Annotated in this window: 22 protein-coding genes; 12 read left to right on the plus strand and 10 right to left on the minus strand. The window is 61.8% G+C overall.

Translation table 11 applies throughout. The features are described 5' to 3' along the window. The first annotated feature begins 30 nt into the window (after positions 1-30). Both thrC and gtfA read left to right on the plus strand, forming a co-directional pair. Positions 31-1,440: a threonine synthase gene (gene thrC, locus TMS3_RS09865; protein WP_025165109.1), complete on the plus strand. Its 1,410-nt coding sequence runs from the start codon at positions 31-33 to the stop codon at positions 1,438-1,440. Positions 1,441-1,592: 152 nt separating this feature from the next. Beyond that, positions 1,593-3,035 (plus strand): sucrose phosphorylase, encoded by a 1,443-nt coding sequence (gene gtfA, locus TMS3_RS09870; RefSeq protein ID WP_025165110.1) that lies wholly within the window; start codon positions 1,593-1,595, stop codon positions 3,033-3,035. A 69-nt stretch (positions 3,036-3,104) separates the two neighbouring features. On the opposite strand, the gene TMS3_RS09875 is transcribed toward gtfA, so the two are convergent. Both TMS3_RS09875 and TMS3_RS09880 read right to left on the minus strand, forming a co-directional pair. Further along, positions 3,105-3,818, minus strand: a complete 714-nt coding sequence (locus tag TMS3_RS09875) for an endonuclease (RefSeq protein WP_025165111.1) — start codon at positions 3,816-3,818, stop codon at positions 3,105-3,107. Positions 3,819-3,908: 90 nt separating this feature from the next. Beyond that, complete coding sequence (locus TMS3_RS09880; RefSeq protein WP_025165112.1) at positions 3,909-5,108, minus strand: CaiB/BaiF CoA transferase family protein; 1,200 nt, start codon at positions 5,106-5,108, stop codon at positions 3,909-3,911. Positions 5,109-5,204: 96 nt separating this feature from the next. On the opposite strand from TMS3_RS09880, the gene TMS3_RS09885 reads away from it, so the two are divergent. Together TMS3_RS09885 and recJ are read left to right on the plus strand one after the other, a co-directional pair. Continuing rightward, positions 5,205-5,744 (plus strand): YaeQ family protein, encoded by a 540-nt coding sequence (locus TMS3_RS09885; protein ID WP_025165113.1) that lies wholly within the window; start codon positions 5,205-5,207, stop codon positions 5,742-5,744. An 88-nt stretch (positions 5,745-5,832) separates the two neighbouring features. Next, complete coding sequence (recJ, locus tag TMS3_RS09890; RefSeq protein WP_025165114.1) at positions 5,833-7,548, plus strand: single-stranded-DNA-specific exonuclease RecJ; 1,716 nt, start codon at positions 5,833-5,835, stop codon at positions 7,546-7,548. A 24-nt stretch (positions 7,549-7,572) separates the two neighbouring features. On the opposite strand, the gene TMS3_RS09895 is transcribed toward recJ, so the two are convergent. The 7 genes from TMS3_RS09895 to ydcS all read right to left on the minus strand — a co-directional run bounded on the left by TMS3_RS09895 (position 7,573) and on the right by ydcS (position 15,966). Beyond that, positions 7,573-9,225 (minus strand): GGDEF domain-containing protein, encoded by a 1,653-nt coding sequence (locus TMS3_RS09895; RefSeq protein WP_025165115.1) that lies wholly within the window; start codon positions 9,223-9,225, stop codon positions 7,573-7,575. 250 nt (positions 9,226-9,475) lie between these two features. Further along, on the minus strand, positions 9,476-9,952 hold the full coding sequence (locus TMS3_RS09900; RefSeq protein ID WP_025165116.1) for an ester cyclase: 477 nt from the start codon (positions 9,950-9,952) through the stop codon (positions 9,476-9,478). Positions 9,953-10,134: 182 nt separating this feature from the next. Continuing rightward, a complete protein-coding gene (locus TMS3_RS09905) occupies positions 10,135-11,559 on the minus strand; it encodes a gamma-aminobutyraldehyde dehydrogenase (protein WP_025165117.1) in 1,425 nt (474 codons plus the stop codon). 161 nt (positions 11,560-11,720) lie between these two features. Further along, on the minus strand, positions 11,721-12,545 hold the full coding sequence (locus tag TMS3_RS09910; RefSeq protein WP_025165118.1) for an ABC transporter permease: 825 nt from the start codon (positions 12,543-12,545) through the stop codon (positions 11,721-11,723). Further along, entirely contained in the window at positions 12,535-13,485 is a 951-nt protein-coding gene (locus TMS3_RS09915) for an ABC transporter permease (RefSeq protein WP_025165119.1), read from the minus strand. The genes TMS3_RS09910 and TMS3_RS09915 overlap by 11 nt, the downstream gene beginning before the upstream one ends. Position 13,486: 1 nt before the next feature. Continuing rightward, complete coding sequence (locus TMS3_RS09920) at positions 13,487-14,530, minus strand: ABC transporter ATP-binding protein (RefSeq protein ID WP_025165120.1); 1,044 nt, start codon at positions 14,528-14,530, stop codon at positions 13,487-13,489. A 284-nt stretch (positions 14,531-14,814) separates the two neighbouring features. Next, complete coding sequence (gene ydcS, locus TMS3_RS09925; protein WP_025165121.1) at positions 14,815-15,966, minus strand: putative ABC transporter substrate-binding protein YdcS; 1,152 nt, start codon at positions 15,964-15,966, stop codon at positions 14,815-14,817. A gap of 487 nt (positions 15,967-16,453) precedes the next feature. Here ydcS and prfB point away from each other — a divergent pair. From prfB to TMS3_RS09960, 7 genes are all read left to right on the plus strand, one after another. Continuing rightward, a protein-coding gene (gene prfB, locus TMS3_RS25015; protein ID WP_152985485.1) for a peptide chain release factor 2 occupies positions 16,454-17,549 on the plus strand; the annotation gives its coding sequence in 2 pieces (ribosomal slippage) (positions 16,454-16,525 and positions 16,527-17,549; 1,095 coding nt in all). An 81-nt stretch (positions 17,550-17,630) separates the two neighbouring features. Next, positions 17,631-19,133, plus strand: coding sequence for a lysine--tRNA ligase (gene lysS / locus TMS3_RS09935; RefSeq protein WP_025165123.1), 1,503 nt, complete (start codon positions 17,631-17,633; stop codon positions 19,131-19,133). 126 nt (positions 19,134-19,259) lie between these two features. Beyond that, complete coding sequence (locus TMS3_RS09940) at positions 19,260-19,973, plus strand: TetR/AcrR family transcriptional regulator (protein WP_025165124.1); 714 nt, start codon at positions 19,260-19,262, stop codon at positions 19,971-19,973. A gap of 92 nt (positions 19,974-20,065) precedes the next feature. Then, positions 20,066-20,617 carry a hypothetical protein gene (locus tag TMS3_RS09945; RefSeq protein WP_025165125.1) on the plus strand — a complete coding sequence of 184 codons (552 nt, stop codon included), beginning with the start codon at positions 20,066-20,068 and terminating at the stop codon, positions 20,615-20,617. 30 nt (positions 20,618-20,647) lie between these two features. Next, positions 20,648-21,943, plus strand: a complete 1,296-nt coding sequence (locus tag TMS3_RS09950; RefSeq protein WP_200929621.1) for a flavohemoglobin expression-modulating QEGLA motif protein — start codon at positions 20,648-20,650, stop codon at positions 21,941-21,943. Positions 21,944-22,146: 203 nt separating this feature from the next. After that, positions 22,147-22,893: a TIGR00266 family protein gene (locus tag TMS3_RS09955; RefSeq protein ID WP_025165127.1), complete on the plus strand. Its 747-nt coding sequence runs from the start codon at positions 22,147-22,149 to the stop codon at positions 22,891-22,893. Positions 22,894-23,161: 268 nt separating this feature from the next. Next, positions 23,162-23,485, plus strand: a complete 324-nt coding sequence (locus tag TMS3_RS09960; protein ID WP_025165128.1) for a hypothetical protein — start codon at positions 23,162-23,164, stop codon at positions 23,483-23,485. Positions 23,486-23,651: 166 nt separating this feature from the next. Here the strand turns inward: TMS3_RS09960 and TMS3_RS09965 are convergent, their stop codons facing one another. Next, on the minus strand, positions 23,652-23,996 hold the full coding sequence (locus TMS3_RS09965) for a hypothetical protein (protein ID WP_025165129.1): 345 nt from the start codon (positions 23,994-23,996) through the stop codon (positions 23,652-23,654). A 195-nt stretch (positions 23,997-24,191) separates the two neighbouring features. Here TMS3_RS09965 and ppc point away from each other — a divergent pair, with 195 nt between their 5' ends. Next, positions 24,192-26,828: a phosphoenolpyruvate carboxylase gene (gene ppc, locus TMS3_RS09970; RefSeq protein ID WP_025165130.1), complete on the plus strand. Its 2,637-nt coding sequence runs from the start codon at positions 24,192-24,194 to the stop codon at positions 26,826-26,828. The last annotated feature ends 25 nt before the right edge of the window (positions 26,829-26,853 follow it).

Raw genomic sequence — 26,853 nt, forward strand, 5'->3', positions numbered from 1 at the left:
GCCCACAGCTCATACCGAAGGTTTGCAACCATGCGTTATATCAGTACCCGCGGCCAGGCACCGGCCCTGAATTTCGAAGATGTACTGCTGGCTGGCCTGGCCAGCGACGGCGGTCTGTATGTGCCGGAAAACCTGCCGCGCTTCACCCAGGAGGAGATCGCCTCCTGGGCCGGCCTGCCTTATCACGAGCTGGCCTTCCGGGTGATGCGTCCGTTCGTCACCGGCAGCATCCCGGATGCCGAGTTCAAGAAGATTCTCGAGGAAACCTACGGGGTATTCGCCCATAACGCCGTGGCGCCGTTGCGTCAGTTGAATGGTAACGAGTGGGTGCTCGAACTGTTCCATGGTCCGACCCTGGCGTTCAAGGACTTCGCCCTGCAGTTGCTCGGTCGTCTGCTCGATTATGTGCTGGCCAAGCGCAACGAGCGCGTGGTGATCATGGGTGCCACCAGTGGTGATACCGGCTCGGCGGCCATCGAAGGCTGCAAGGCCTGTGACAACGTCGATATTTTCATCCTGCACCCGCACAACCGCGTATCCGAGGTGCAGCGTCGACAGATGACCACCATCCTCGGCGAGAACATTCATAACATCGCCGTGGAAGGCAACTTCGATGACTGCCAGGAAATGGTCAAGGACAGCTTCGCCGATCAGGGTTTCCTCAAGGGCACCCGCCTGGTAGCGGTCAATTCGATCAACTGGGCGCGGATCATGGCGCAGATCGTCTACTACTTCCATGCCTCGCTGCAGCTCGGCGGGCCGGCGCGTTCGGTGGCCTTCTCGGTACCGACCGGCAACTTCGGCGACATCTTCGCCGGCTACCTGGCGCGCAACATGGGCCTGCCGATCAGCCAGCTGATCGTCGCCACCAACCGCAACGACATCCTGCATCGCTTCATGAGCGGCAATCAGTATGTGAAGGGCGATCTGCATCCGACCCTGTCGCCGTCCATGGACATCATGGTCTCGTCGAACTTCGAACGTCTGTTGTTCGACTTGCATGGGCGCAATGGCGCGGCGATTGCCGAACTGATGAGCACCTTCAAGCAGGGCGGGGGGTTCAGCGTCGAAGAGGACCGTTGGGTCGAGGCGCGCAAGCTGTTCGACTCGCTGGCGGTGACTGATGCCGAGACCTGCGAGACCATTGCCGAGGTCTACCAGGAGTGTGGCGAGTTACTCGACCCGCACACCGCCATCGGCGTCAAGGCGGCGCGTGACTGCCGTCGCAGCCTGACGGTGCCCATGGTGATTCTCGGCACTGCGCACCCGGTGAAATTTCCGGAAGCGGTGGAGAAGGCCGGTGTCGGCCAGGCTCCTGCGCTGCCGGCGCACCTGGCTGACTTGTTCGAGCGCGAGGAGCGCTGCACGGTGCTGGCCAATGATCTGAAAACCGTTCAGGGTTTCGTCAGTCAGCATGGTAACCGCGGCAAGCCGCTGTAAGCGCAGCTCAAGGTCCAGCAGAACAGGCCGGTAACCGAAAGGTGCCGGCCTTTTTGTTGGCGCGGTGACATACCCTGAACAGGGTTTTTTCCGGCAGGGTTGTCGATTCTTGCTAGGGTTGCCTGAAAGACAACCAAGCCAGAGGGGCTGCCATGTCGCTGCGTAATGCTGTCCAGTTGATCTGTTACCCCAACCGTATGGGCAATGACCTGAGTGACCTTTACCAGGTGTTGGACCAGCATGTGGGGGATGCCATCGGCGGCGTGCATATCCTGCCGCTCTATCCTTCCAACGCCGATAGCGGCTTTTCCCCGCTGACCCATACCGAGGTCGATCCCGCATTCGGCAGCTGGGCCGATGTCGAGCGGATTTCCGCCCGTTACGACCTCTGCCTCGACCTGACCATCAATCATATTTCCGACGAGTCGGTGGAGTTCCAGGATTTTCTGCGCCATGGCGCGGCGTCTGTCTATGCGGATCTGTTCGTGCAAGTAGACCCGCTGGGGGACATAAGCCCCGAGGATCTGGCGCTTATTCATATCCGCAAAGAAAAAGAGCCGTTTCGCCAGGTGACCTTTGCCAATGGCGAGCAAGGCCGGGTCTGGTGCACCTTCACCGAGAAACAGATCGATCTGGACTACAACTCGGCGCATACCTACCAGCTGATGGAGCGTTACATCGCCTTTCTCGCGGCACGCGGGGTCAAGTTGTTTCGCCTGGATGCCTTCGGTTACACCACCAAGCGGATCGGCACCAGTTGCTTTCTGGTCGAGCCCGAGGTGTATCGCATCCTCGAGTGGTTCAGGGATACCGCACAGAAATACGGCGCCGAAACCCTGCCGGAAGTGCACGATCACAACAGCTACCAGTACGCAATCTCGCGGCGTAGCATGCGCCCTTATGCCTTCGCCCTGCCGCCGCTGCTGTTGCACAGCCTGCTGGAGGTCAGCAGTCGTTACCTCAAGCACTGGCTGCGGATGTGCCCGCGTAACCAGATCACGGTGCTCGATACCCATGACGGCATCTGCATTCCGGATGTCGAAGGTGTGCTGCCGGATGATCGGATCAAGGCCTTGGTCGAGGACGTTTCGCAGCGCAGTGCCGACCCGATATTGCGTCGCTCTGCGGCCAATGTGCACAGCGTAGGTGCGATCTATCAGCTGACCTGCACCTTCTACGAGGCGCTGCTGTGTGATGACGATGCCTACATAGTCGCTCGCGCCATCCAGTTCTTCTGCCCAGGTATTCCTCAGGTGTATTACGTCGGCTTGTTGGCCGGCGGCAACGATTACGAGTTGATGGACAGCACGGGCGAGGCGCGCGATATCAATCGCCACTCATTCAGCCTGGCCGAGGTGGACAGTGCCATGAGCAAGCCGGTGGTGCGTCGGCTGTTGGCCTTGATGCGCTTTCGCAGTCACTACCCGGCGTTTGAAGGGCGCTTCGAACTCAACTCCTCGAGCGATTCCTGCGTGGTCATGGCCTGGCGTCACGGCGATCACTACTGCCGCTTGAGCGTCGACCTGCAGCTCAAACAGGCGCAGATCGACTACCGCGACGTGGAGGCTGGCTGCGAACGGCAGTTGCTGTGCTGACCGAGTACAGGGGGCGTGCCTCCCCAGTCAGGTTCTAGCCGTCCGCCGATCTAAACCTTGCGGTGCGGCTCAGCGAGTTCCGGCCAGTTGGGTGTGGCAGGCGCTTTTGTCGAGGCTGCCGACGTAGGGATTGCCCCAGCCCATCACGCAGCCGAGCAGCTGATTGCGCTGGCGTTCCCAGGTCTTCACCGGGTACTGCTTGTGCCAGGTGGCATACAGTTGGCGTTTTTGCTTGGACAGGCGCAGGCGGTAACGATCACTCATATACAGGTAGGTGCGCGCGATCATGCCGCGCACTGCCTTGCGCGGCATGGCGATGCGCGCCTTGAAATCGACCACCATCGGGCAGGCGCCGTATTGGCTGGGCTGCTGAGGTAACCAGCCATAGGCGAAGTTGCTGCGATCACCATTGATCTCGCCTATGGCGGGCACCAGGTTGTGCAGGTCGGATTCGGCGCGTCGATAGGTCGTGTCGTGCTTCGTGCAATTCTTGCGTCCGCCCTGCTGCCAGCATTGGCGCTGATGACCGATCTGCCAGGCCGGGACTATGTGCTCCCACTCGATGCGGGCGGCGCGTTTGGCGTTCTTGCGGGGCACATAACCACAACTGTTCAGGTCGACGCGCTTGCCGCTGAATTTGCAGCCGCAGTAGAACTCCACCGATTGCCGGGCATACAGCCTCCAGCCGATTTTCTTGGCTGCGCTGAAACTGCGCGGTGGCTCGGCGAGGGCGGGGGTAAAGAGAGTCAGGCAGAGGAAAGCGAGGGTGACGCGCAGAAGCATGCGGCGTGTTCCAAAAGCGCCGCATCATACCGGCCTAGAGCCATTTGCCAAGGCTAGCCAACTAGTGGCCAGGGCGCGTGCGCTATTGCGTCACAGCGCTCCGCAGGCCTGCAGTGCGGCGATTTGCTCGGCGCTATAACCCAGGGCGTCGAGCACCTCGTGGTTATGCTCGCCCAGCTCCGGCCCGACCCAGTCGGCCGAGCCAGGCGTCTCCGACAGCTTGGGTACGATGCCGGGCATCTTGCAGGCCTTGCCGTCCGGCAGCTTGGCGCTGAGGAACATCTCACGCGCAAGAAACTGTGGGTCGGCGAACATGTCTTCCGCCGAGAAGATGCGGCTGGCCGGCACTTCGGCCTGGTTCAGCAGCGCCAGCACTTGTTCCAGCGGCAATGAACCGACCCAGCGGTCGATCACCCCGTACAGCTCGTCGCGCCGTGCATCGCGGCCGTCATTGGTGGTCAGCTCCGGATCTTCGGCTAAATCCTGGCGGCCGATGGCCTGCATGAAGCGCTTGAAGATGGCATCGCCATTGGCGCCGATCTGCACATGCTTGCCGTCGTTGCTGGTGTGGATCGAGGAGGGCGTGATACCGGGCATAATATTGCCGCTGCGCTCGCGGATGAAGCCGAACACATCGAACTCCGGCACCATGCTCTCCATCATGGCGAAGATCGCCTCATACAACGCCACGTCGACCACCTGGCCCTGGCCGCCGTTCACCTCGCGGTGACGCAGGGCCATCAGGGCGCCGATCACCCCCCATAGCGCGGCGATCGAGTCGCCAATGGAAATCCCGGTGCGCACCGGTGGCCTATCCTCGAAACCGGTGATGTAGCGCAGTCCGCCCATGGACTCACCCACCGCACCGAAGCCTGGCTGATCCTTCATCGGCCCGGTCTGGCCGAAGCCGGACAGGCGCACCATCACCAGCTTGGGGTTCAGTGCATGCAGTACGTCCCAGCCCAGGCCGAGCTTTTCCAGCACACCGGGACGGAAGTTCTCGATCAGGATGTCGGCCTCGCCGAGCAGCTTCAGCAGCACGGCGCGTCCCTGCTCATGCTTGAGGTTAAGGGTCAGCGACTTCTTGTTGCGCGCCTGCACGAACCACCACAGCGAAGTGCCCTCGTACAGCTTGCGCCACTTGCGCAGCGGGTCGCCGCCGTCGGGCGACTCGACCTTGATCACTTCGGCGCCGAACTCGGCGCAGATGCGCGAGGCGAAGGGACCGGCGATCAGGGTGCCGAGTTCGATGACTTTCAGGCCGGCGAGGGGTTTGCTGGGCAGGTTCATGGGCTTCCATCCATCAGGCATTGGCCGCGACTCTAACGTGAGTGGGCGGCATCGGGTAGACTTGCCGGCTAATTCGCCCAGTCAAGAAGCCGCCCCATGGCCCTGCAAGCCACGACCTACAAAATCGACCTGAACCTCACCGATATCGATCGCAGCGTCTACCAGAGCCTGCGCTTTACCGTGGCCAGGCACCCTTCGGAAACCGAAGAACGCCTGGCTGCACGGCTGATTGCCTATGCGCTGTTCTATGACGAGCAGCTGGCCTTCGGCCGCGGCCTGTCGGATGTGGACGAACCGGCGTTGTGGGAAAAGAGCCTCGACGACCGCGTACTGCACTGGATCGAAGTCGGCCAGCCGGACAGCGATCGCATGACCTGGTGCTCGCGGCGCACCGAGCGTTTCAGTCTGGTCGCCTACGGCAACCTGCGCGTGTGGCAGGCCAAGGCGCTCGACCCGGTGCGCAGCCTGAAAAACCTCAACGTGGTCGCGCTGGACCAGGAGGCCCTGGCCAGTCTTGCCCTGGATATGCCGCGGGCGCTGAGCTGGAGCGTGATGATCAGCGACGGCGAGTTGTTCGTCACCGATGAGCGCGGTCAGCACGAAATTCCGCTGGAGTGGCTGGCCGGCGAACGCTGACGACTGAGAAGGGTGGGTGCCGCCGCGCATCTCCCGGTCTCTGCCAGGCGTTACTGCCGGCTAATCTAGAAGGACAACTGGAATCCTGATGCGCATCGAACCCCGCCCGCTGCCCGCTACCATGCCGAACCTCGGTAACCTGCCACCGTTACTGACCCGCCTGTATGCCGCCCGTGGCGTGCAGTCGGAGGCTGAGCTGGACAAGGCGTTGGCCCGATTGCTGCCCTATACGCAGTTGCAAGGCATCGAGGCGGCTGTCGAGTTGCTGGTGCAGGCCTTGCAGCAGCACCAGCGCATCCTCATCGTCGGAGACTTCGATGCCGACGGCGCCACCGCCAGTACGGTCGGTGTGCTCGGCTTGCGTCAGCTCGGCGCGGCGCATGTCGATTACCTGGTACCCAATCGTTTCGAGTACGGCTATGGCCTGACCCCGGAGATCGTCGCAGTAGCCCTGGAAAAGGCGCCGCAGCTGTTGGTCACCGTGGACAACGGCATTTCCAGTGTCGAAGGGGTGGCGGCGGCCAAAGCCGCCGGTCTGCGTGTGCTGGTGACCGATCACCACTTGCCCGGCAGTGAGCTGCCGGCGGCGGATGCCATAGTCAATCCCAACCAGCATGGCTGTGACTTTCCGAGCAAGGCGCTGGCCGGGGTCGGGGTGATCTTCTATGTCTTGCTGGCGCTGCGCGCGCGGCTGCGCGAGCTGGACTGGTTCAAGCAGACCCAGCGCGCCGAACCGAACCTGGCCGAACTGCTCGACCTGGTGGCCCTGGGCAGCGTCGCCGACGTAGTGCCGCTGGATGCCAATAACCGCATCCTGGTGCATCAGGGCCTGGCGCGGATTCGCGCCGGTCGGGCGCGCCCGGGCTTGCGTGCGATTCTCGAGGTAGCCGGGCGTGCGCCGGAGCGCATCACCTCGACCGACCTGGGCTTCATCATCGGCCCGCGCCTGAACGCGGCGGGGCGGCTGGACGACATGTCTCTCGGCATCGAGTGCCTGCTGTGTGAGGACGAGGCCCTGGCCCGTGACATGGCGGTGGAACTGGATCAGCTCAATCAGGACCGCAAGGCCATCGAGCAGGGCATGCAGCGCGAGGCGCTGGCCCAGCTCAAGGACCTGCCGCTGGAGGACCTGCCGTTCGGCCTGTGCCTGTTCGAGGCGGACTGGCATCAGGGGGTGATCGGCATCCTCGCCTCAAGGATGAAGGAGCGTTACCACCGGCCGACCATCGCCTTCGCCGATGCCGGTGAGGGCGTATTGAAAGGCTCGGCGCGCTCGGTGCCGGGTTTTCATATTCGCGATGCACTGGACGCGGTGGCGGCCAAGCATCCGGGCTTGATCAGCAAGTTTGGCGGACATGCCATGGCGGCCGGGTTGTCCCTGCCGCAGGCGCATTTCGGCGCCTTCGCCGCGGCGTTCGATGCCGAGGTGCGCCGTCAGTTGGCAGAAGACGACCTCACCGGGCGCCTGCTCTCCGATGGCAGTCTGGCGGTCGAGGAGTTTCATCTGGAGCTGGCGCGTGCGCTGCGGCATGCCGGTCCTTGGGGGCAGCACTTTCCCGAACCGCTGTTTCACGGTGTGTTTCAGATCGTCCAGCAACGCCTGGTCGGCGACAAGCACCTGAAGCTGGTGCTGAAGACCGAGTGTGGCGGCCAGAGCCTGGACGCCATCGCCTTCAATATCGACCGTGAGCAGTGGCCCAACCCGACGGTGCGCTGGGTCGAGGTGGCGTACAAGCTCGACGTCAACGAATACCGCGGCAAGGAAAGCGTGCAGCTGATGGTTGCCCACCTGGCGGCCCGTTAAGCGCAGTCATGCGGGTGCCTGCGATTAGCGCAGCACCAGCATGACGGCTTTCTTGCTGAACATCTCGACGTCGGCCTTCGACATCAGTTCATCCAGGTGCTCGCCGTCCTGCGGGCACCGGGCCACTCCCAGACTGGCGCTTACATGCAAGCAGTGACCCTGCCACTGCAGCGGGCGGGCGATGGCCTGGCAAATCTGTGTGGTCAGGCGCTCGATATCGACGCTGTTGTGTACGCCATCGAGCAACACGACGAATTCATCCCCGCCCATTCGTGCGGCCATGTCCGATTCGCGGATGCTGGCGCTGATAGCGCGGGCCGCGTGGATCAGCACGGCATCGCCGGCCTGATGGCCGAACGAGTCGTTGATCTCTTTGAACTTGTTCAGATCGATATAGCAGAGCGCCAGGCTCTCGCCGCTACGTTTGGCACTGAGCAGCTTCTGATTGATGTAAGGGATGAAACTGTTGCGATTGGGCAGGCCGGTCAGGCTGTCGCGGAAAGCCAGTGCGCGGACTTCTTCTTCGGCCACTTTGCGTCGTTGAATCTCCAGTTTGAGGCGACGCTGAGCGGCTAGCAAGACTACGGCGGCGACTAATACGAGAGCACTGCCGAGGCTGATCAGGGCAATGATCTTCTGCAATTTTTCGACTTGCTGGGGAGGGTTGGGATTGTAGATAAAGCCATCCAGTGCCGTGATATCGGTGCTCATGCCGAGTTGGTTGAAAGCCTCGGCCATTCGCTGCCAGCGGCCTGGGTCCATATGGCCGATCTCGACCAGATCGGGGAGGATCAGCTCTCGCATAACCGAAGCCTCAAATTGCAGGTGGGCGCGGGACTTGTCGACTTGATACTGATTGATCAGCAGATCGATGATTTCTTCGGGGTGGTCCATGGCATAGCGCCAGCCACGCAAGCTGGCACGGCGGAAGGCTTCGACCCGTTGCGGGTTTTCCTGCAGCTCAGTTTCGCTGGTAAACAGAATATCGCTGTAGAAATCAATGCCGTAGGTGTTGGGTGAGATCACCACGTAGTCGACCCCTTGCTGGTGCAAATAGAAAGGCTCGTTGGTCAGGTAGGAGTTGAAGGCGTCGACTTTGCCTGAGGTCAGGTCTTCTATGGCGTAGCTGCTGGGCTGCAGTTGAATGCTCGCGGGGTCTATCCCTTCGCTGCGGAACATGGCATGGAAGTCTGCATCGGTATGCGCGTTCATCAACATCACGCGCTTGCCGATCAGGTCATGTACCGTTTCGATACCGCTATCGGCGCGTGCCAGCAGTACCGAAGGGGAGTGCTGGAAGATCACTGCCAAGGCGACCAGGGGCTTGCCCTCGAGGCGCTCAAACAGCAGTTCACTGTTGGACTCGGCATACTGGGCGCGCCCCGCGAGCACCTCTTCAACCGGGGTTTTACCTGGGCCGCCTTCGTGCAGGCGAACTTTAAATCCTTCTTCCTGATAGTAGCCCTGGGCAATGGCCGCGTAGTAACCGGCAAACTGGAACTGGTGCTTCCAGCGTAACTGGAAGTCGATGACCTGCAGGGGCTGATCGGTGCTTGGCGGTGCAGCCTGGCTCCAAGGGGGCAGCAATGCCAGCAGCAAGCCACAGATATGCAGTGTTAGATAGCGCTGTCGATATTTCTGGATCTGCGTTACGAGGCGAATGCAGGAGCGATGCATGGTCGTAATCCGTTAATGGGCATGCAGTGCTGGATTGCAATTGCTGTAAAGCCTGCTCTGGTGGTGGGGAGCGTGACTCTTCAGACTATTTGCACACGCATGCCGTTAATGCCTGTTTTTGGGCGTTGTAATATGGCATGTGTGTCTAAGCAATAATTAGGCCGTTTAGGCTGTTGGCTGAGGGTCGCGCGCCCTGGGTGTGCCGCCAGCCCGGCGTCTCTGGGCGGGACGCCGGGTGGTTTGCTGGTGCTTACCAGCCGAGCTGCTTGTTAAAGCCGAGCGCGTCGTAGTAATCGCCCTGGTAGACGATCTTGCCATTCTTGATGCGCACGAAGCTCACACCTTCGAAACTCAGGGCTTTGTCGGTGGCCGGCGTGTCGGCGGCCCAGGCCCCGCTGTTGGTGCCATTAAATTGCCACTGAAAGGCGATGCCGTCGGCACTGACGATGGGCTCGCTGGTCATCTTCCAGCTCAGGTCCGGCACGGCATTGATGAACACCGTGATCACGTTGTCGCGCGCGGCCGCCTTGCCATTTTGTGGAGTGCCGACGGTGGCGTCGAAGTACACCGCATCGTCGGCGAGGAAGCTGGCGGCTTTATCGGCATCGTGGGCGTTCCACGCGGCCATGTAGCCGTCGACTATGGCCTTGGCATCATCCGCGGCCTGGACCAGGCCGGCCAGGGTGCACAGCACAATGAAGCTGAAACTACGTAGGGTGCTTTTCATCGTTATTGCTCCAGCGCTGAAGGAGCGGCCCGGTATAGGCCTCTCGGGAGTGAGGCGAATAGCTGAGCGTCACGCGCGCAGGCCAGGCAAGGCGAACAGCGGCGAGAAAGGGCAATGTACTGCCGTACATGAGCATTTTGAGCCGAGGTTCAACAGCGCATGGCTGAGCGCAGTAGCTCAGGTCAGTGTTTGAACATCACGTGTCTAACCGTCGTGTAATCCTCCAACCCATACATCGACAGATCCTTGCCGTAACCGGAGAGTTTCTGCCCGCCATGGGGCATTTCGTTGACCAGCATGAAGTGCGTGTTGACCCAGGTGCAGCCGTACTGCAAGCGCGCGGCGAGGCGATGGGCGCGGCCGACATCCTGGGTCCACACCGATGAGGCCAGGCCGTAGTCGGAGTCGTTGGCCCAGGCCAGGGCCTGCGCTTCATCCTCGAACGGGGTGACCGAAACCACTGGGCCGAACACTTCGCGGCGGACGATTTCGTCGTCCTGGCGCGCACCGGCCAGCACCGTGGGCTCGAAGAAGAAACCGGGGCCGACGACGCTCTTGCCGCCGGTGACCACCTCGATATGCGCCTGCGCGCTGGCGCGCTCGACGAAGCCGCTGGCGCGCGCGCGGTGTTCGGCGGTGATCAGTGGCCCCAACTCGGTGTCTGGGTCCTGTTGTGGCCCGTACTTGATAGTGCCGACGGCGGCGCCCAATTCGGCGACAAACTTCTCGTAGATGCCTTTCTGGGCATAGATGCGGCAGGCCGCTGTGCAGTCCTGCCCGGCGTTATAGAAGCCGAAGGTGCGGATGCCGTCGACTGCTGCGGCGATATCGGCGTCATTGAAAATCAGCACCGGCGCCTTGCCGCCGAGCTCCATGTGCAGGCGTTTCACCGTAGCGGCGCTGCTGGCGATGATGTTCGAGCCGGTGGCCACCGAGCCGGTCAGCGACACCATGCGCACCTTCGGGTGGGTCACCAGTGGGCTGCCGACGCTGGCGCCACGGCCGAAGATGATATTGACCACCCCAGCGGGGAACAGCTCGGCAATGAACTCGGCCAGTTTCAGCGCGGTCAGCGGCGTTTGCTCGGACGGCTTGAGCACCACGCAGTTGCCCGCGGCCAGGGCCGGGGCGAGCTTCCAGGCGGCCATCATCAGCGGGTAGTTCCACGGCGCGATCGAGGCCACGACGCCAATGGGATCGCGGCGGATCATCGAGGTGTGACCGGGCAGGTACTCGCCGGCGGCGCTGCCGATGAGGCAGCGGCTGGCGCCGGCGAAGAAGCGGAACACATCGGCGATGGCCGGGATTTCGTCGTTCAGCGCCGCGGCGTAGGGCTTGCCGCAGTTGTCCGATTCGAGTTTGGCCAGCTCCTCGGCATGCGCCTCGATCTTGTCGGCCAGGCGCAGCAACAGCAGCGAGCGGTCTTTCGGCGCGGTCTGCGACCAGCTGTCGAAAGCCGCCTCGGCCGCGCAGACCGCCGCGTCGACCTGTTCGGCACTGGCTTCGTTTACCTGCAGCAGCGGTGCACCTAGCGCCGGGTTGAGCACCGGCTGGCAGGCCCCCGCGCCGGCCAGCAGTTGGCCATTGATCAACAGTTTGCTTTGCATGACGAAATCCTCCGGTTAGGGTTGCTACGAACGCGGATGAACGCGTGGCTGGCGCTGTGGGGCCTGAGCCGTAGGCTGGGAAGAGCGCAGCGAAACCCAGCTAAGCCCTTGCTGGGTTTCGGCAAAGAACGCCTCTACCCAGCCTACATTTTCCTCTGTCCTCACTTGCCGCCGCTGCCGGCGACGCTTTCACCGCCCCTGGTCAGGTAGTAGGCGGCGAGAATCGGCAGCATGGTTACCAGCATCACCAGCATGGCGACCACGTTGGTCACCGGCACATCGCGTGGGCGGGACAGCTGATTGAGCAGCCACAGCGGCAGGGTGCGCTCGTGGCCGGCGGTGAAGGTGGTGACGATGATCTCGTCGAACGACAGGGCGAACGCCAGCATGCCGCCAGCCAGCAAGGCCGAGCCGAGGTTGGGCAGGATGATGTAGCGGAAGGTCTGCCAGCCGTCGGCGCCCAGGTCCATGCTCGCCTCGATCAGGCTGTAGGAGGTGCGGCGGAAGCGCGCGATCACGTTGTTGTAGACGATCACCACGCAGAAGGTGGCATGGCCGACGATGATGGTGAACATCCCCGGCTCGATGCCCAGGGTCTTGAATGCCGAAAGCAGGGCGATGCCGGTGACGATGCCGGGCAGGGCGATCGGCAGGATCAACATCAGCGAGATGCCTTCCTTGCCGAAGAAGTCGCGGCGGTACAGCGCCGCGGCGGCCAGGGTACCGAGAAACATCGCGATCAAGGTGGCGACGCAGGCAATCTGCAGCGACAACTTGATTGCCTCGAGCACGTCCGCGCGGGCGAAGGTGACGCTGAACCATTTCAGGGTGAAGCCCTGTGGCGGGAAGCTGAACGCCGCGTCTTCGGTATTGAAGGCGTAGGCGAAGATGATCAGGATCGGGAAATGCAGGAACAGCAGTCCGGCCCAAGCCGCCAGCTTGAGGCCCCAGGAGGCCTGTCCAGACGCTGCAGGATTAGAGTGCATCGAAGGCTCCCAGGCGTTTGACGATGGCCAGGTAGCAGGCGACCAGCACGATAGGCACCAGGGTGAAGGCGGCGGCCATGGGCATGTTGCCGATCGCGCCCTGCTGCACGTACACCATGCTGCCGATGAAGAAGCCGGGCGGGCCGACCAGTTGCGGCACGATGAAGTCGCCCAAGGTCAGTGAGAAGGTAAAGATCGAGCCGGCGGCGATGCCCGGAATCGACAGCGGCAGCGTCACCTGCACAAACGTCTGCCAGGGCCGCGCCCCGAGGTCGGCGGAGGCCTGCAACAGGGACGGCGGCAAGCGTTCCAGCGCGGCCTGGATCGGCAGGATCATGAACGGCAACCAGATGTAGACGAACACCAGGAAGCGCCCCAGGTGCGAGGTCGACAGGGTGCTGCCGCCGACGCCCGGTATGCCGAGAATCAACTGCAGTACCGCGGTCAGGCCGAACTGATCGACGAACCATTGCGCCACGCCACCCTTGGCCAACAGCAGGGTCCAGGCGTAGGCCTTGACGATGTAGCTGGCCCACATCGGCATCATCACCGCAATGTAGAAAAAGGCCTTGGTCTTGCCTTGAGTGTGGCGCGCCATGTAGTAGGCGATGGGGAAGGCCAGCAGGGCGCTGGCCAGTGACACCGCAAGCGCCATGGCCAGGGTGCGCAGGATGATGTCGTAGTTGGCCGGTTGGAACAGGGCCGCCAGGTTGGCCAGGGTCAGCGTCGGCGTCACCGTCATGCTGAAGTCGTTGAAGGTGTACAGGCCCTGCCAGAGCAGGGTCAGCAGCGAGCCGAAATACACCCCGCCAAACCACAGCAGTGGCGGTATCAGCAGCAGCGCCAGGTACAGGTTCGGTTTGCGGTATAGCAGGCTGGACAGGCGATGCAGTGGGCCGGTGTTGTGGAGTGGCGCCCGGGCATTCGGCGAGTGATCCATCTCAGCGGCCCTTGTGCGGCAGGTCTTCGCGCAGCGCGATCATGGCGTGCCGCGCCCAGCGTGCGGTGACGCGCTGGCCCGGCCGGTGCGCGGGTGTGGCTTCCTGCCACTGATCGTTGGCCTGGCTGATGCTCAGGCTTTGGCCGTTTTCCAGCTGTATCTCGTAGCGGGTTGCCGCGCCTTGGTATTGGATGTCGTGCAGCAGCCCACTGATTTCCACTTCGCCGCTTGCGGCAGCCTGGTCGTCGGCAAAGCGGATGTGTTCCGGGCGAATGGAGAAGGGCTGTTCACTCCCGGTCAGGCGTTTGGCCAGTTCGCCGCGCAGTACGTTGGAGGTGCCGACAAACTCGGCGACGAACGCCGTCGCTGGCTTCATATAGAGGTTGCGCGGGGTATCGACCTGTTCGATGGCGCCCTTGTTGAACACCGCCACGCGGTCGGACATCGACAAGGCTTCGGTCTGGTCGTGGGTGACGAAGATAAAGGTGATGCCGAGCTGGCGTTGCAGCTTCTTCAATTCACCCTGCATCTGCTCGCGCAGCTTCAGGTCCAGTGCACCGAGCGGTTCATCCAGTAGCAACACCCGCGGCCGATTGACCAGCGCGCGGGCCAGGGCCACGCGCTGGCGCTGACCACCGGAGAGTTGCGCCGGCTTGCGTTCGCCATAGCCTCCGAGGGCGACCATCTCCAGCGCTTCTTCGGCGCGGCTGTGGCGTTCGCGCTTGCCGATACCTTTGACTTTCAGACCGTAGGCTACGTTGTCGAGCACGTTCATGTGCGGGAACAGCGCGTAGTCCTGGAATACCGTGTTGACGTCCCGTTGGTAGGGCGCCAGGCCAATGGTTTCGGCGCCGTGAATGCGGATGGAGCCTGTACTGGGTTGCTCGAAGCCGGCGATCAGGCGCAGGCAGGTGGTTTTTCCCGAACCCGATGGGCCGAGCATGGAAAAAAACTCGCCGTCCTCGATATCGATCGATACCCGGTCGACGGCTGTGATGCTGCCGAACAGCCGCGATACGCCAGAAAACTGCACTGCAAGGGTCATTTCAAAAAGCTCCAGGAAGACAGCCATTCCACCCGCCCCGGCGGCCGGGGTTTGCCGACACGAGATAGCCAGGGGCAGGTGAGATGTGTAGCGGTGAAACAGACCGCACGGCTCACTATCCGGGAAACGGCCGACCAGAATCTTGCCTTGCGCGGTCCAGCGCTGAGCGAGCGTTCCCGGACCAGGCATCGCGCAGCACGAAGCGCGACTTACCGTCGACTAGGCGAGCTTCGGGCGAGGACGCAGCACCGTCCAGGGGCTGCGTGGCCAGCGCGATTACACAATCAGCGGCCGCCCATGATGGCGATGTAGTCCTGGGTCCAGCGACTGTAGGGCACGTACTTGCCTCCTTCGGATTCAGGCGTCTTCCAGAAGGCGATTTTGTCGAAGTTGTCGAACCCGTTGACCTTGCAGCCTTCGGCGCCGAGCAGTTCGTTACCTTGGCAGGCGGCCGGCACGGCCGGCACTGAGCCGAACCAGGCAGCCAGGTCACCCTGTACCTTGGGCTCCAGCGACCAGTTCATCCACTGGTAGGCACACACCGGGTGCTTGGCCTTGGCGTGCAGCATGGTGGTGTCGGCCCAGCCGGTGGCCCCTTCTGCGGGTACCGTGGAGGCGATTGGCTGGCTCTCCAGTTGCAGGGCGTTGACCTGGTACGGCCACGAGCCGGAAAGCATCACCCCTTCGTTCTTGAAGTCGCTCATCTGCACCGTGGCGTCGTGCCAATAACGGTGAATCAGCCCATGCTGCTGGCGCAGCAGGTCGAGGGTGGCGGCGTACTGTTTCTCGTTGAGTAAATAGGGGTCCTGGATGCCCAGTTCGGGCTTTGCGCTTTTCAGGTAGAGGGCGGCATCGGCGATATAGATCGGGCCGTCATAGGCCTGGACCCGGCCCTTGTTGCTCTTGCCGTCAGGCAGGGTCTGCTCCTCGAACAACACTTTCCAACTGGTTGGGGCTTGTTTGAATAGCTTGGCGTTGTACATCAGCACATTCGGTCCCCACTGATAGGGCGTGCCATAGTGCTTGCCGTCGACGGTATGCCAGGGGCCATTTTTCAAGCGCTCATCGACGTTCTTCCAGTTAGGAATCAGGTCGATGTTGACCGGCTGTACACGCTTGCCGGCGATCAGACGCAATGAGGCATCGCCGGAGGCGGTGACCAGATCGTAGCCGCCCTTGGCCATCAGGCTGACCATTTCATCGGAGGTGGCGGCGGTCTTGACGTTGACCTTGCAGCCGGTCTGCTGCTCGAAGCCTGATACCCAGTCGTAAGCCTTGTCGGTGTCGCCGCGTTCGACGTAGCCGGGCCAGGCGATGATGTCGAGCTGGCCTTCGGCCTTGCCAAGGGCTTGCAGCGGTTCGGCGGCCTGTACGGCGCTGGTGGTCAGCAAGGCGGTGGTCAGTGCGCTGAGCACTGTGGTTCTGTGCACGGACATGGTGATTCCCTCTGGTTGACCTCGTTATCAGCGCCGCGGGCTGTCGAGCGGCTGCTCGAGTGCGCGTTCGTTGAAACTAGCCAGCTGATGACCTTGACCGGCAGCGTCGCGCACAGCGGGCACTCTGCCGGGATTGCGCCGGCAAGCAAAAACAGGCAGTTCACGGCATCAGCGACCCTGCAACTAAATGGCCATGAGTATTGTTTGAGCATAGATGGAGCGGGCGCCAGTGCAATCCAGATCAGCAAGTCAGTCTAGGAACCAGGCGGCGGAGTCAGCTGCATTGAGCCTCGGCTCTGCGCCTCGGTACGTTGCACTGGGGGCTAGGGCGTCGACCGAGGGTTAGTGCCGCCATCGGCGCTTGCCGGCTGTGCGTTCCGTGCGCTGCAGGTAGCCGCATCGCGCCGATTGCGGGCTGCAAGAGGTGAATCGAGTGGGGTATACTCGCCGGCTTTTCCGAAAGTTTTACCTGCGAGTGTCGCCAGCCATGGAAATCAACCCGATCCTTAACAGCATCAAGGACCTCTCCGAACGCTCCCTGACTATTCGGGGGTATCTTTGACTACGATCACAAAAGTGATCGTCTGATCGAAGTTAACCGCGAGCTCGAAGACCCTAACGTCTGGAATAACCCGGATTACGCCCAGGAACTAGGGCGTGAACGCGCCGCCCTGGCGCAGATCGTCGAGACCCTGGAACAGATGTCCAGCGGTCTGGCCGATGCGCGCGACCTGCTGGAAATGGCGGCCGAGGAAGAAGACCAGGCTGCCGTTGATGATGTCGCCGCCGAAGTCGAGCGCCTGCGCGAAGCGCTGGAAAAGCTCGAATTCCGCCGCATGTTCAGCAATGAAATGGACCCCAATAACGCCTACCTGGATATCCAGGCCGGTTCTGGCGGCACCGAGGCTCAGGACTGGGCCAACATGTTGTTGCGCATGTACCTGCGCTGGGCCGACAAGCGCGGCTTTGAAGCCACCATCATGGAACTGTCCGCTGGCGAAGTTGCCGGGATCAAGGGCGCGACCCTGCATATCAAAGGCGAATACGCCTTCGGCTGGCTGCGTACCGAGATCGGCGTACACCGCCTGGTGCGCAAGAGCCCGTTCGACTCCGGCAACCGTCGGCACACCTCGTTCACCGCGGTGTTCGTTTCGCCGGAAATCGATGACAACATCGAAATCGACATCAATCCTGCGGATCTGCGCATCGATACCTACCGTTCCTCCGGTGCCGGTGGTCAGCACGTCAACACCACCGACTCGGCGGTGCGGATTACCCACGTGCCGAGCAATACCGTGGTCAGCTGTCAGAACGAACGCTCCCAGCACGCCAACAAGGACACCGCGATGAAGATGTTGCGGGCGCGCTTGTACGAGCAGGAAGTACAGAAACGCAATGCTGCCTCGCAGGCGCTGGAAGACACCAAGTCCGATATCGGCTGGGGGCATCAGATCCGTTCCTACGTACTCGACCAGTCGCGTATCAAAGACCTGCGTACCAGCGTCGAGCGCAGCGATTGCGGCAACGTGCTCGACGGCGATATCGACGATTACCTTGTGGCCAGCCTCAAGCAAGGGCTGTAAGCCTAGCCTGACAACGCGGCTGCCGAAGCAAGCCCCTCGCCTTGGCGAGTGCAACGAACCTGTGATGGAAATTTTAAAGACATGAGCGACCAGCAACTCGACCAGCACGAACTGCAACAGGAAGAAAACAAGCTGATTGCCCTGCGCAAGGAAAAGCTTGCCGCCGCGCGTGAGCAGGGCAACGCCTTCCCCAACGATTTCCGTCGCGACAGCTACTGCGCGGACTTGCAGAAACAGTACGTCGATAAGACCAAGGAAGAACTGGCCGAAGCCGCTATCCCGGTCAAGGTCGCTGGTCGCATCATGCTCAACCGCGGCTCCTTCATGGTGATTCAGGACATGAGCGGGCGCATTCAGGTCTACGTCAACCGTAAGACCCTGCCGGCCGAGACTCTGGAAGCGATCAAGCACTGGGACCTGGGCGACATCATCGCCGCCGAAGGTACCCTGGCCCGTTCCGGCAAGGGTGACCTGTACGTCGAGATGACCAGCGTGCGCCTGCTGACCAAGTCGCTGCGTCCGCTGCCGGACAAGCACCACGGCCTGACCGACACCGAACAGCGCTACCGTCAGCGCTACGTCGACCTGATCGTCAACGAAGAGGTGCGCCAGAGCTTTCGCGTGCGCTCCCAGGTGATCGCCCACATCCGCAGCTTCCTCATGCAGCGCGACTACCTCGAAGTGGAAACGCCGATGTTGCAGACCATTCCAGGCGGCGCCGCGGCCAAACCCTTCGAGACCCATCACAACGCCCTGGATCTGCAGATGTTCCTGCGCATCGCTCCGGAGCTGTACCTCAAGCGGCTGGTTGTGGGCGGATTCGAGCGGGTCTTCGAGATCAACCGCAACTTCCGTAACGAGGGTGTATCGACCCGGCACAACCCCGAGTTCACCATGCTCGAGTTCTACCAGGCCTACGCCGACTACGAAGACATGATGGACCTCACCGAAGAGCTGTTCCGCGAGCTTGCGCAGCTGGTACTCGGCAAGACCGACGTGACTTACCAGGGCAAGGTGTTCCACTTCGGCGAGCCGTTCGCCCGCCTGTCGGTGTTTGACTCGATCCTCAAGTACAACCCGCAGATCAGTGCCGACGACTTGCGCAATATCGACAAGGCACGGGAAATCGCCGAGACCGTCGGCGCCGACGTGAAAGGCTTCGAAGGCCTCGGCAAGTTGCAGACCATGATTTTCGAGGAGCTGGTCGAGCACAAGCTGGAGCAACCGACCTTTATCACCAAGTACCCGTTCGAAGTGTCGCCCTTGGCCCGGCGCAACGATGACGATCCGAGCGTGACCGACCGTTTCGAGCTGTTTATCGGTGGCCGCGAGATCGCCAACGCCTACTCCGAGTTGAATGACGCCGAAGACCAGGCCGAACGCTTCATGGCCCAGGTGGCCGACAAGGACGCCGGGGACGATGAAGCCATGCACTACGATGCCGACTTCGTCCGTGCCCTGGAGTACGGCATGCCGCCGACCGCGGGCGAGGGCATTGGTATCGACCGTTTAGTGATGTTGCTCACCGATGCGCCGTCTATTCGCGATGTGATCCTCTTCCCGCACATGCGTCCGGAGGCCTGAGGGTCTTGCTCAAGCCGCCTTCGGGCGGCTTTTTGTTGTCTGGGGATCGAGTATCCTGCTGACTGCAAGGCGCACACTGTCAGACCCTGTGTCATTTCTTCGATTGTATGAGAGGACTTCCCTACCGTGATTCCTTCGCCTGCTCATGACAGTGCCACTCGAGTGGCCAATACCGTTGCCGAAAGTGTTCAGTATCAGGGCCGCAAGGCCAGTCGTCAGGGCAGTGAGCAGCGGCGCCAGGCGATTCTCGATGCCGCCATGCGCATCATCGTGCGCGACGGCGTACGCGCTGTGCGCCATCGTTCGGTGGCGGCCGAGGCCGAGGTGCCGCTGTCGGCCACCACCTACTATTTCAAGCATATCGACGACTTGATCACCGACACCTTTGCCCAGTTTGTCGAGCGCAGTGCCGCCTACATGGCAGCTTTCTGGACCAATACCGAGGGGCTGTTGCAGGAGCAGGTCGGCAAGCTCGACGGTAGCGTCGAGGCGCGCCGGGGGCTGGCAGACGAGATTGCACGGCTCGCGGTGGAGTATGTCCGCCATCAGCTGCTCACCCGCCGCGATCATCTGTTGGCAGAGCAGGCGTTCCAGCAGGAAGCCTTGATCAATCCGCGCCTGCATGAACTGGTGCGTGCCTATCGCAGCATTCTTCTGCAGGGAGTTACCCGGTTCTTCGAGGTGCTCGGTTCGCAGCAGCCGGAGCAGGATGCCCCGCTATTGACCGGCATTATCGTGCAAATGGAGTATCAAGGACTGCTCGATGGCATAGATCATCTGGACAACCAGGGTATGTTGACCATTCTTAAACGCTATATGCATCTGGTGTTGGGATTGTGAACCGTTTCAGGGTGGTTCACGCGGTCCAATAAAGGAATAGCCGGCATACTTAAGCCGGCGCTATGCCGAATGGTTTGCACAAGGAGAGCGAAATGAATGCCTGGCGCTTAGTGGTCGGCATGTCCTTCCTGCTGTTGAGTGGTTGCCTGGTGACGTTCAAGGACCCGATTCCGGCCAATGAGTCGGCGCCGATTCCACTGCTGGGTGAGTGGACGCGCAAGAATGAATGGGGCGAGCAACTCTACCTGCTGATCAGCCGTGCCGGCTCCAACGTCTACCGGGCCAGAACCTATGTCGACAGCCTGGACAACCTCGACAGCCTGGAAGAGTACGACTTTACCGTGGCTCATCACGGACGCCGCTGGTACCTGTCGGCCGGTGTGCCGAAGCGCCTGGGGGCTAATTTCGCCATCGCCGGCTTCGAGTTGACCACCACTAACGAGCTGGTGATCTACAACCTGGACGTCGATCGTATCCTGCAAGAGCTTGAGCAGGGCGTGCTTGAGGGCGAAGTGGTCGAGACAGCGCAAGGCGACGGCGTGTTGATCAGCAGTTCGTTGTCTAAGGTGTTTGCCTACCTGGACGATCAAGCCAACTCAGACGTGTTTATCGAGGTTGCGCGCTATCAGCGCAATGGCCAATAACTTGCCGCATTGCGGTGTAAAGAGAGACCGATGAACAGCCAAATAGAGCTGGACGAGTACCAACTGATCGTTCGCGCATTATCCGAGCGGATCGTCGACGCGCAAACGCCGATTCGCGTGCTGGATGCGGTTAAGTGGGACGACAGCATTCGCGAGGGCTTTATCAAGCACAAAGGCAAAAAATTGCCGGTTGTTGATCGTGCCTATTACGACAGTCGGCCGCTGGCCTTCGATGCGGCGGCGAAGAAGCTGGAGTTTCAGAATATCGAGCGGGACGTCACCCGCCAGCTGGGCCAGTTCAACCCGGTCGGGCAGATCATGCGCCGCATGTGTCGTGAGTACCGCATGGTTATCCGCATGCTCGAGGCGCGTGGCACCGAAGACTTTGGCTTGATCTCGCAGGAGCTGTATGGCGCGGCGTCGGATGCCTTCCATGCCGGCGACCCGACTCTGTCCGACCTGGGGCTGATGTTTTCCGACTACCTGAATAACATCGACAAGCGTGGCGACCTCGAAGACGAGGCAAAAGACCTCACCGCCAAGCAGGCCGTCGACCTGCTGCAACACCGCCTCAACAAGGTGTTTGGTGAGGCGGAAGAAACCATTAGGGTGTTCGAGTCCGATGGCATCCTCGCCGATGCCGCCGCCGGTGCCGATTACATCAAGATTCGCGCCGACGCGATGTTCAACCAGCGTGACGTCAAGGCCCTGGAAGTCCACGAAGGGCTGGTGCATGTGGCGACCACCCTCAATGGCCTGAATCAGCCGGTGTGCACCTTCCTGGCCAAGGGGCCACCGTCCTCCACGGTGACCCAGGAAGGGCTGGCGATTCTGATGGAGGTGATCGCTTTTGCCTCTTACCCGACGCGCCTGCGCAAACTGACCAATCGCACGCGCGGCATTCACATGGCCGAGGAGGGCGCGGACTTTCTCCAGGTGTTCGAGTTCTATCGCGAACAGGGTTTCAGCCTGGAAGAGGGCTACAGCAATGCCAGTCGAGTGTTCCGTGGCTCGACTCCGACCGGGCTGCCCTTCACCAAGGACCTGTCCTACCTGAAGGGCTTCATCATGGTCTACAACTACATTCAGCTCGCCGTGCGCAAGGGCAAGCTGGAGCAGATTCCCTTGTTGTTCTGTGGCAAAACCACCCTGGAAGACATGCGCACCCTGCGCCAATTGGTCGACGAAGGCCTGGTCGTACCGCCGAAATACCTCCCCGAGCAGTTCCGCGACCTCAACTCGCTATCGGCGTGGATGTGCTTCTCCAACTTCCTCAATCACCTGAGTCTCGACCGGATCGAAGCCGACTACGCCAACATCCTCTGAAAGCTGCTGCGCTCGACCATGCGGTGTTGAAGATGAGGCCGGAAATGCTCATTTACACCAGTAAACTCCGCTTTCCGGCCACATCTTCGCCTAGCCTGATCTTCGCTCGCGACGCTTTCAGGCGCAGTGCCTAACCCTTCAGCGGGAGCTGTAGCCCGGATGAAATCCGGGACGCTTCCCGACTTGCCAGGAGACTGACTGCAATGCCCAGCCACGAACTCGACTACGAAATTCTCGGCACTTCGGCGCAAAGCGTGGAGATCATTCTCGATCCCGGTGAGACTGTGATCGCCGAAGCCGGGGTGATGAACTACATGACCGAAGGGGTGCGCTTCGATACGCGCATGGGCGATGGTTCGGCAACCAGTATGCTGGGCAAGTTATGGGGCATGGGCAAGCGCATGCTTACCGGTGAATCGCTGTTCATGACGCACTTTTCCAATGCCGGTAAAGCGCCGGCGCGGGTCGCTTTTGCAGCGCCTTATCCGGGCACCGTGGTGCCGATCCAGCTTGCCGAGCTGGGTGGCAAACTGATCTGCCAGAAAGACGCCTTCCTCTGCGCCGCCCACGGTACGGCGATCGGCATCAGCTTCAACAAACGTCTGGGGGCCGGTTTCTTCGGCGGTGAAGGCTTTATCCTGCAAAAGCTCGAAGGCGACGGGCTGGCTTTCGTCCATGCCGGCGGTACGGTGATCCGCAAGGAGTTGAACAACGAGACGCTACGTCTGGACACGGGCTGCCTGGTGGCGTTCAGCGAGGGGCTGGACTATGACATCCAGTTGGCAGGCGGTTTGAGAAGCATGTTATTTGGCGGTGAAGGCATCTTCCTGGCAACACTCAAGGGCAGCGGTACCGTATGGATCCAGAGCCTGCCGTTTTCGCGTCTGGCTGAACGTGTCTATGAGGCCACCTTCAAGGCCCGTGAGGAAGTCCGCGCGGGCGGTAAATGACCCGTTGCTGGCTGTTGAGGGTGCCGGCGAGGGTGCAAGCCGAGAGATGCCGGCCACGAAGATGTTGCGTTGTTGATCCAGCTCAGTAACCACAGCCCGCAGGCCCTTTTCAATGCACTCGACTTGTATCAAGCTGCGCCGCCGCGGGTGTCCCTGTGGCCTGGGTGCGGCTGCGTGGCCGGGTGTTATCAGCTGTAGTTCATCAGCCGTCCGCGTGTTTCGTCGGCCCGTGCGGCTAGGATAAAGTTTCTAATTTTGAGAGTTCACAATGAGCGAGCGTGACGCAATCCCCTTGATCCTCACCGGTATCGGCAGCATCTGCGCGACCGTGGCGGTGCTCACTTACTACGGTTATGTGCACTTCGCCGAGCCGCAGGATGCCTTGCTGCTAGCTGATTTCACCATGCTCAAGACCGTGCCCGGCGAGGACTACAAGGTCTCGTTGAAGCCGGCTAACCAAGTGGCGCAGTGCGTCGATGGCGTGCTGGTGCTGTTCGATCTTGAGCAGAAGGGACTGACCGGTGTACTGGTGGATAATAAAAAGCAGGCCGTACGCTGTATGGGTGAACAAAGCCCCAGCGCAGCGCAGTGAGGGTTGTCGGTGTTTACCGGCAACCCTCATAGGTTGTGAAAATATCGAGCGCCGTCGCGAGGCCACCTTCAGGTCTTCGCGGCAGGCCCCCCTGTTTTTCACATAGAGCAACACCGTAGCGGGCGTTTGGAAGCGGTCGCAGTAGGCGAGAGTTTTTCACGGCCTCTCAGTGCTCGGCACTGTCCTGTTGCAGGCTCAATTCACGTAGGTACTTGCGTGACAAGGCGAGGAAGCGTGGGGTTGGACCAATGTCTTCATACAGGGGATCGCCCTGTTCATCGGTCGCCACCACCTGGCTGCCTTTGACGTAGGGCAGGCTGGCTTCCATTTCTTCCAGCGCTGCACCGATCAGCTCGCCGAGCAATTCTTCGGTGTGGTGCTTGGGGTACATCTCCGTCAGGGCCGCCAAGCGCGCCGCAGCTTCCAGATCGAGGTGGATCTGGTAGGTGCTACGGGTCAGGCGACCCTTGGAGTTCTGTTCCCAATGGTGGACAAGCTCGCGAATCTTCATAACTACCTCGTCCTTCGCCTATGCATAGTAGGCGCTTGTGCTATTCCGTTTGCTCGGGCCGGCCTTTTTGCTTGAAGCCGGACCCTGCTTTAAGCCTAGACTGCTTTGCGGCGCGTAGAGGCTCTACGTCGTGCCCTTGTAAGAACTTGCCGCGCTGGGCACTCTTGGCTTTCACGTATCAGCGGAGGATCGGTCATGGCGGAAATCGACGCGCGTTTGCGCGAGGACGTGCATCAGCTCGGCGAGCTGTTGGGCAATACCATCAACGCGCAGTATGGCGCGGCCTTTCTCGGCAAGATCGAACGCATCCGTAAAGGCGCAAAAACCGCTCGGCGCGGCTCGGCTGCCGGTGCCGAACAGCTCAGCGCCGCCCTCGATCAATTGAACGACGATGAATTGCTGCCGGTGGCGCGCGCCTTCAACCAGTTCCTCAACCTGGCCAACATCGCCGAGCAGTACCATCGAATTCGACGGCGCGGCGCCAACGAGCCCGAGCCCTTCGAGTCGCGTGTGCTGCCCGAACTGTTGCAGCGCCTGCTGGCCAAGGGGCACAGCGCCGATGCCTTGGCGCGTCAGCTCGGCCGTCTGGACATCGAACTGGTGCTGACTGCCCACCCGACTGAAGTGGCGCGGCGCACCCTGATCCAGAAGTACGACGCCATCGCCGCACAACTGGCGGCGCAAGACCACAGCGACTTGTCCAGTGCCGAGCGCGAGCAGGTCACCGCGCGCTTGCAGCGGCTGATCGCCGAGGCCTGGCATACCGAAGAAATCCGCCGCAGCCGGCCGAGCCCGGTGGATGAAGCCAAGTGGGGCTTCGCGGTGATCGAACATTCGCTGTGGCAGGCGGTGCCGAGCTTTCTGCGCAAGGCCGATCAGGCCTTGCAGGCGACGACCGGACTGCGCCTGCCGCTGACGGCGGCACCGATTCGCTTCGCCTCCTGGATGGGCGGCGACCGTGACGGCAACCCCAATGTGACGGCCGCGGTGACCCGTGAAGTGTTGTTGCTGGCGCGCTGGATGGCCGCCGATCTGTACCTGCGTGATATCGAACAACTGGCCGCCGAACTGTCCATGCAGCAAGCCAACCCAGAATTGCGGGCGCAGGTCGGCGACAGCATCGAGCCCTACCGCAGCCTGCTCAAACAACTGCGGGAGCGCCTGCGGGCGACCCGGAGCTGGGCGCAGGAGGCACTGCATGGTCAGCCAGCCGTATCGCCAGCGGTATTGCAGGACAACCGCGAATTACTCGAGCCCTTGCAGTGTTGCTATCAGTCCCTGCACGACTGCGGCATGGGGGTGATCGCCGATGGTCCGCTGCTCGACTGCCTGCGCCGGGCGGTGACCTTCGGTCTGTTTCTCGTGCGTTTGGATGTGCGCCAGGATGCCAGTCGTCACGCCGCGGCACTGGATGAAATCACCGATTATCTGGGCCTCGGTCACTACGCCGAGTGGGATGAAGAGGCGCGCCTGCAGTTTCTCCAGGCTGAGTTGGATAGCCGTCGGCCACTGTTGCCGGCTCACTTCAAGCCCAGTGCAGAAACCGCCGAGGTGCTCGCCACCTGCCGAGAAGTGGCGGCTGCTCCCGCCGCCTCCCTGGGCTCCTACGTGATCTCCATGGCCGGGGCACCTTCCGATGTACTGGCCGTGCAGTTGCTGTTGAAGGAAGCCGGCTTGCAGCGGCCGATGCGCGTGGTGCCGCTGTTCGAGACCCTCGCCGACCTGGACCAGGCCGGGCCGGTGATCGAGCGCCTGCTCAATCTGCCGGGATATCGGGCGCGCTTGCACGGGCCGCAGGAGGTGATGATCGGTTATTCCGACTCGGCCAAGGACGCCGGCACCACGGCGGCGGCCTGGGCGCAGTATCGGGCACAGGAAACCCTGGTAAAGGTGTGCAGCGAGCAGCAGGTCGAGTTGCTGTTGTTCCACGGGCGTGGCGGCACCGTTGGCCGTGGCGGCGGTCCAGCCCATGCGGCGATCCTCTCGCAACCGCCGGGTTCCGTGGCCGGGCGCTTTCGTACCACCGAACAGGGCGAAATGATCCGGTTCAAGTTCGGCTTGCCGGACATCGCCGAACAGAACCTCAACCTCTATCTGGCGGCCGTGCTGGAAGCCACCTTGCAGCCGCCGCCAACGCCGGAGCCAGCCTGGCGTGAGCTGATGGATCGGCTGGCCGCCGATGGCGTCAGCGCCTACCGCGGTGTCGTGCGCGAGCATCCGCAGTTCGTCGAGTACTTTCGCCAGGCCACGCCTGAGCAGGAACTTGGGCGGCTGCCACTGGGCAGTCGGCCGGCCAAGCGCCGAGCCGGTGGTGTCGAGAGTTTACGGGCGATTCCGTGGATCTTCGCCTGGACCCAGACCCGCCTGATGCTGCCGGCCTGGTTGGGTTGGGAGCACGCCTTGGCCAACGCACTGCAGCGTGGCGAAAGTCAGTTGCTGGGGCAGATGCGCGAACACTGGCCGTTCTTTCGCACTCGCATCGATATGCTGGAGATGGTCCTGGCCAAGGCCGACGGGGCGATCGCCGAGCTGTACGACGAACGACTGGTCGAGTCCTCTTTACGACCTTTGGGTGAACGCTTGCGTGACCTATTGTCGCAGGCCAGTGCCGCGGTGCTGGGGCTGACCGGGCAGTCGCAGCTGTTGGCACACAGTCCCGAAACCCTGGAAGCGATCAGCGTGCGCAACACCTACCTGGACCCCCTGCACCTGCTCCAGACCGAACTGCTGGCGCGCTCCCGGCAGCGTGAAAATCAGGCCGACAGCCCTCTGGAACAGGCGTTGCTGGTCAGTGTTGCAGGGATTGCCGCCGGCTTGCGCAACACCGGCTAACACACCCGGACGAGGCGCCTGAGAT

It is taken from the genome of Pseudomonas taeanensis MS-3, from assembly GCF_000498575.2.
Taxonomy (GTDB): Bacteria; Pseudomonadota; Gammaproteobacteria; order Pseudomonadales; family Pseudomonadaceae; genus Aquipseudomonas; species Aquipseudomonas taeanensis.

Bases quoted from the DNA above. Each gene is read 5' to 3' on its own strand.
- thrC (WP_025165109.1), top strand. From the start codon at position 31: ATGCGTTATATCAGTACCCGCGGCCAGGCACCGGCCCTGAATTTCGAA.
- gtfA (WP_025165110.1), top strand. From the start codon at position 1,593: ATGTCGCTGCGTAATGCTGTCCAGTTGATCTGTTACCCCAACCGTATG.
- TMS3_RS09875 (WP_025165111.1), bottom strand. From the start codon at position 3,818: ATGCTTCTGCGCGTCACCCTCGCTTTCCTCTGCCTGACTCTCTTTACC.
- TMS3_RS09880 (WP_025165112.1), bottom strand. From the start codon at position 5,108: ATGAACCTGCCCAGCAAACCCCTCGCCGGCCTGAAAGTCATCGAACTC.
- TMS3_RS09885 (WP_025165113.1), top strand. From the start codon at position 5,205: ATGGCCCTGCAAGCCACGACCTACAAAATCGACCTGAACCTCACCGAT.
- recJ (WP_025165114.1), top strand. From the start codon at position 5,833: ATGCGCATCGAACCCCGCCCGCTGCCCGCTACCATGCCGAACCTCGGT.
- TMS3_RS09895 (WP_025165115.1), bottom strand. From the start codon at position 9,225: ATGCATCGCTCCTGCATTCGCCTCGTAACGCAGATCCAGAAATATCGA.
- TMS3_RS09900 (WP_025165116.1), bottom strand. From the start codon at position 9,952: ATGAAAAGCACCCTACGTAGTTTCAGCTTCATTGTGCTGTGCACCCTG.
- TMS3_RS09905 (WP_025165117.1), bottom strand. From the start codon at position 11,559: ATGCAAAGCAAACTGTTGATCAATGGCCAACTGCTGGCCGGCGCGGGG.
- TMS3_RS09910 (WP_025165118.1), bottom strand. From the start codon at position 12,545: ATGCACTCTAATCCTGCAGCGTCTGGACAGGCCTCCTGGGGCCTCAAG.
- TMS3_RS09915 (WP_025165119.1), bottom strand. From the start codon at position 13,485: ATGGATCACTCGCCGAATGCCCGGGCGCCACTCCACAACACCGGCCCA.
- TMS3_RS09920 (WP_025165120.1), bottom strand. From the start codon at position 14,530: ATGACCCTTGCAGTGCAGTTTTCTGGCGTATCGCGGCTGTTCGGCAGC.
- ydcS (WP_025165121.1), bottom strand. From the start codon at position 15,966: ATGTCCGTGCACAGAACCACAGTGCTCAGCGCACTGACCACCGCCTTG.
- lysS (WP_025165123.1), top strand. From the start codon at position 17,631: ATGAGCGACCAGCAACTCGACCAGCACGAACTGCAACAGGAAGAAAAC.
- TMS3_RS09945 (WP_025165125.1), top strand. From the start codon at position 20,066: ATGAATGCCTGGCGCTTAGTGGTCGGCATGTCCTTCCTGCTGTTGAGT.
- TMS3_RS09950 (WP_200929621.1), top strand. From the start codon at position 20,648: ATGAACAGCCAAATAGAGCTGGACGAGTACCAACTGATCGTTCGCGCA.
- TMS3_RS09955 (WP_025165127.1), top strand. From the start codon at position 22,147: ATGCCCAGCCACGAACTCGACTACGAAATTCTCGGCACTTCGGCGCAA.
- TMS3_RS09960 (WP_025165128.1), top strand. From the start codon at position 23,162: ATGAGCGAGCGTGACGCAATCCCCTTGATCCTCACCGGTATCGGCAGC.
- TMS3_RS09965 (WP_025165129.1), bottom strand. From the start codon at position 23,996: ATGAAGATTCGCGAGCTTGTCCACCATTGGGAACAGAACTCCAAGGGT.
- ppc (WP_025165130.1), top strand. From the start codon at position 24,192: ATGGCGGAAATCGACGCGCGTTTGCGCGAGGACGTGCATCAGCTCGGC.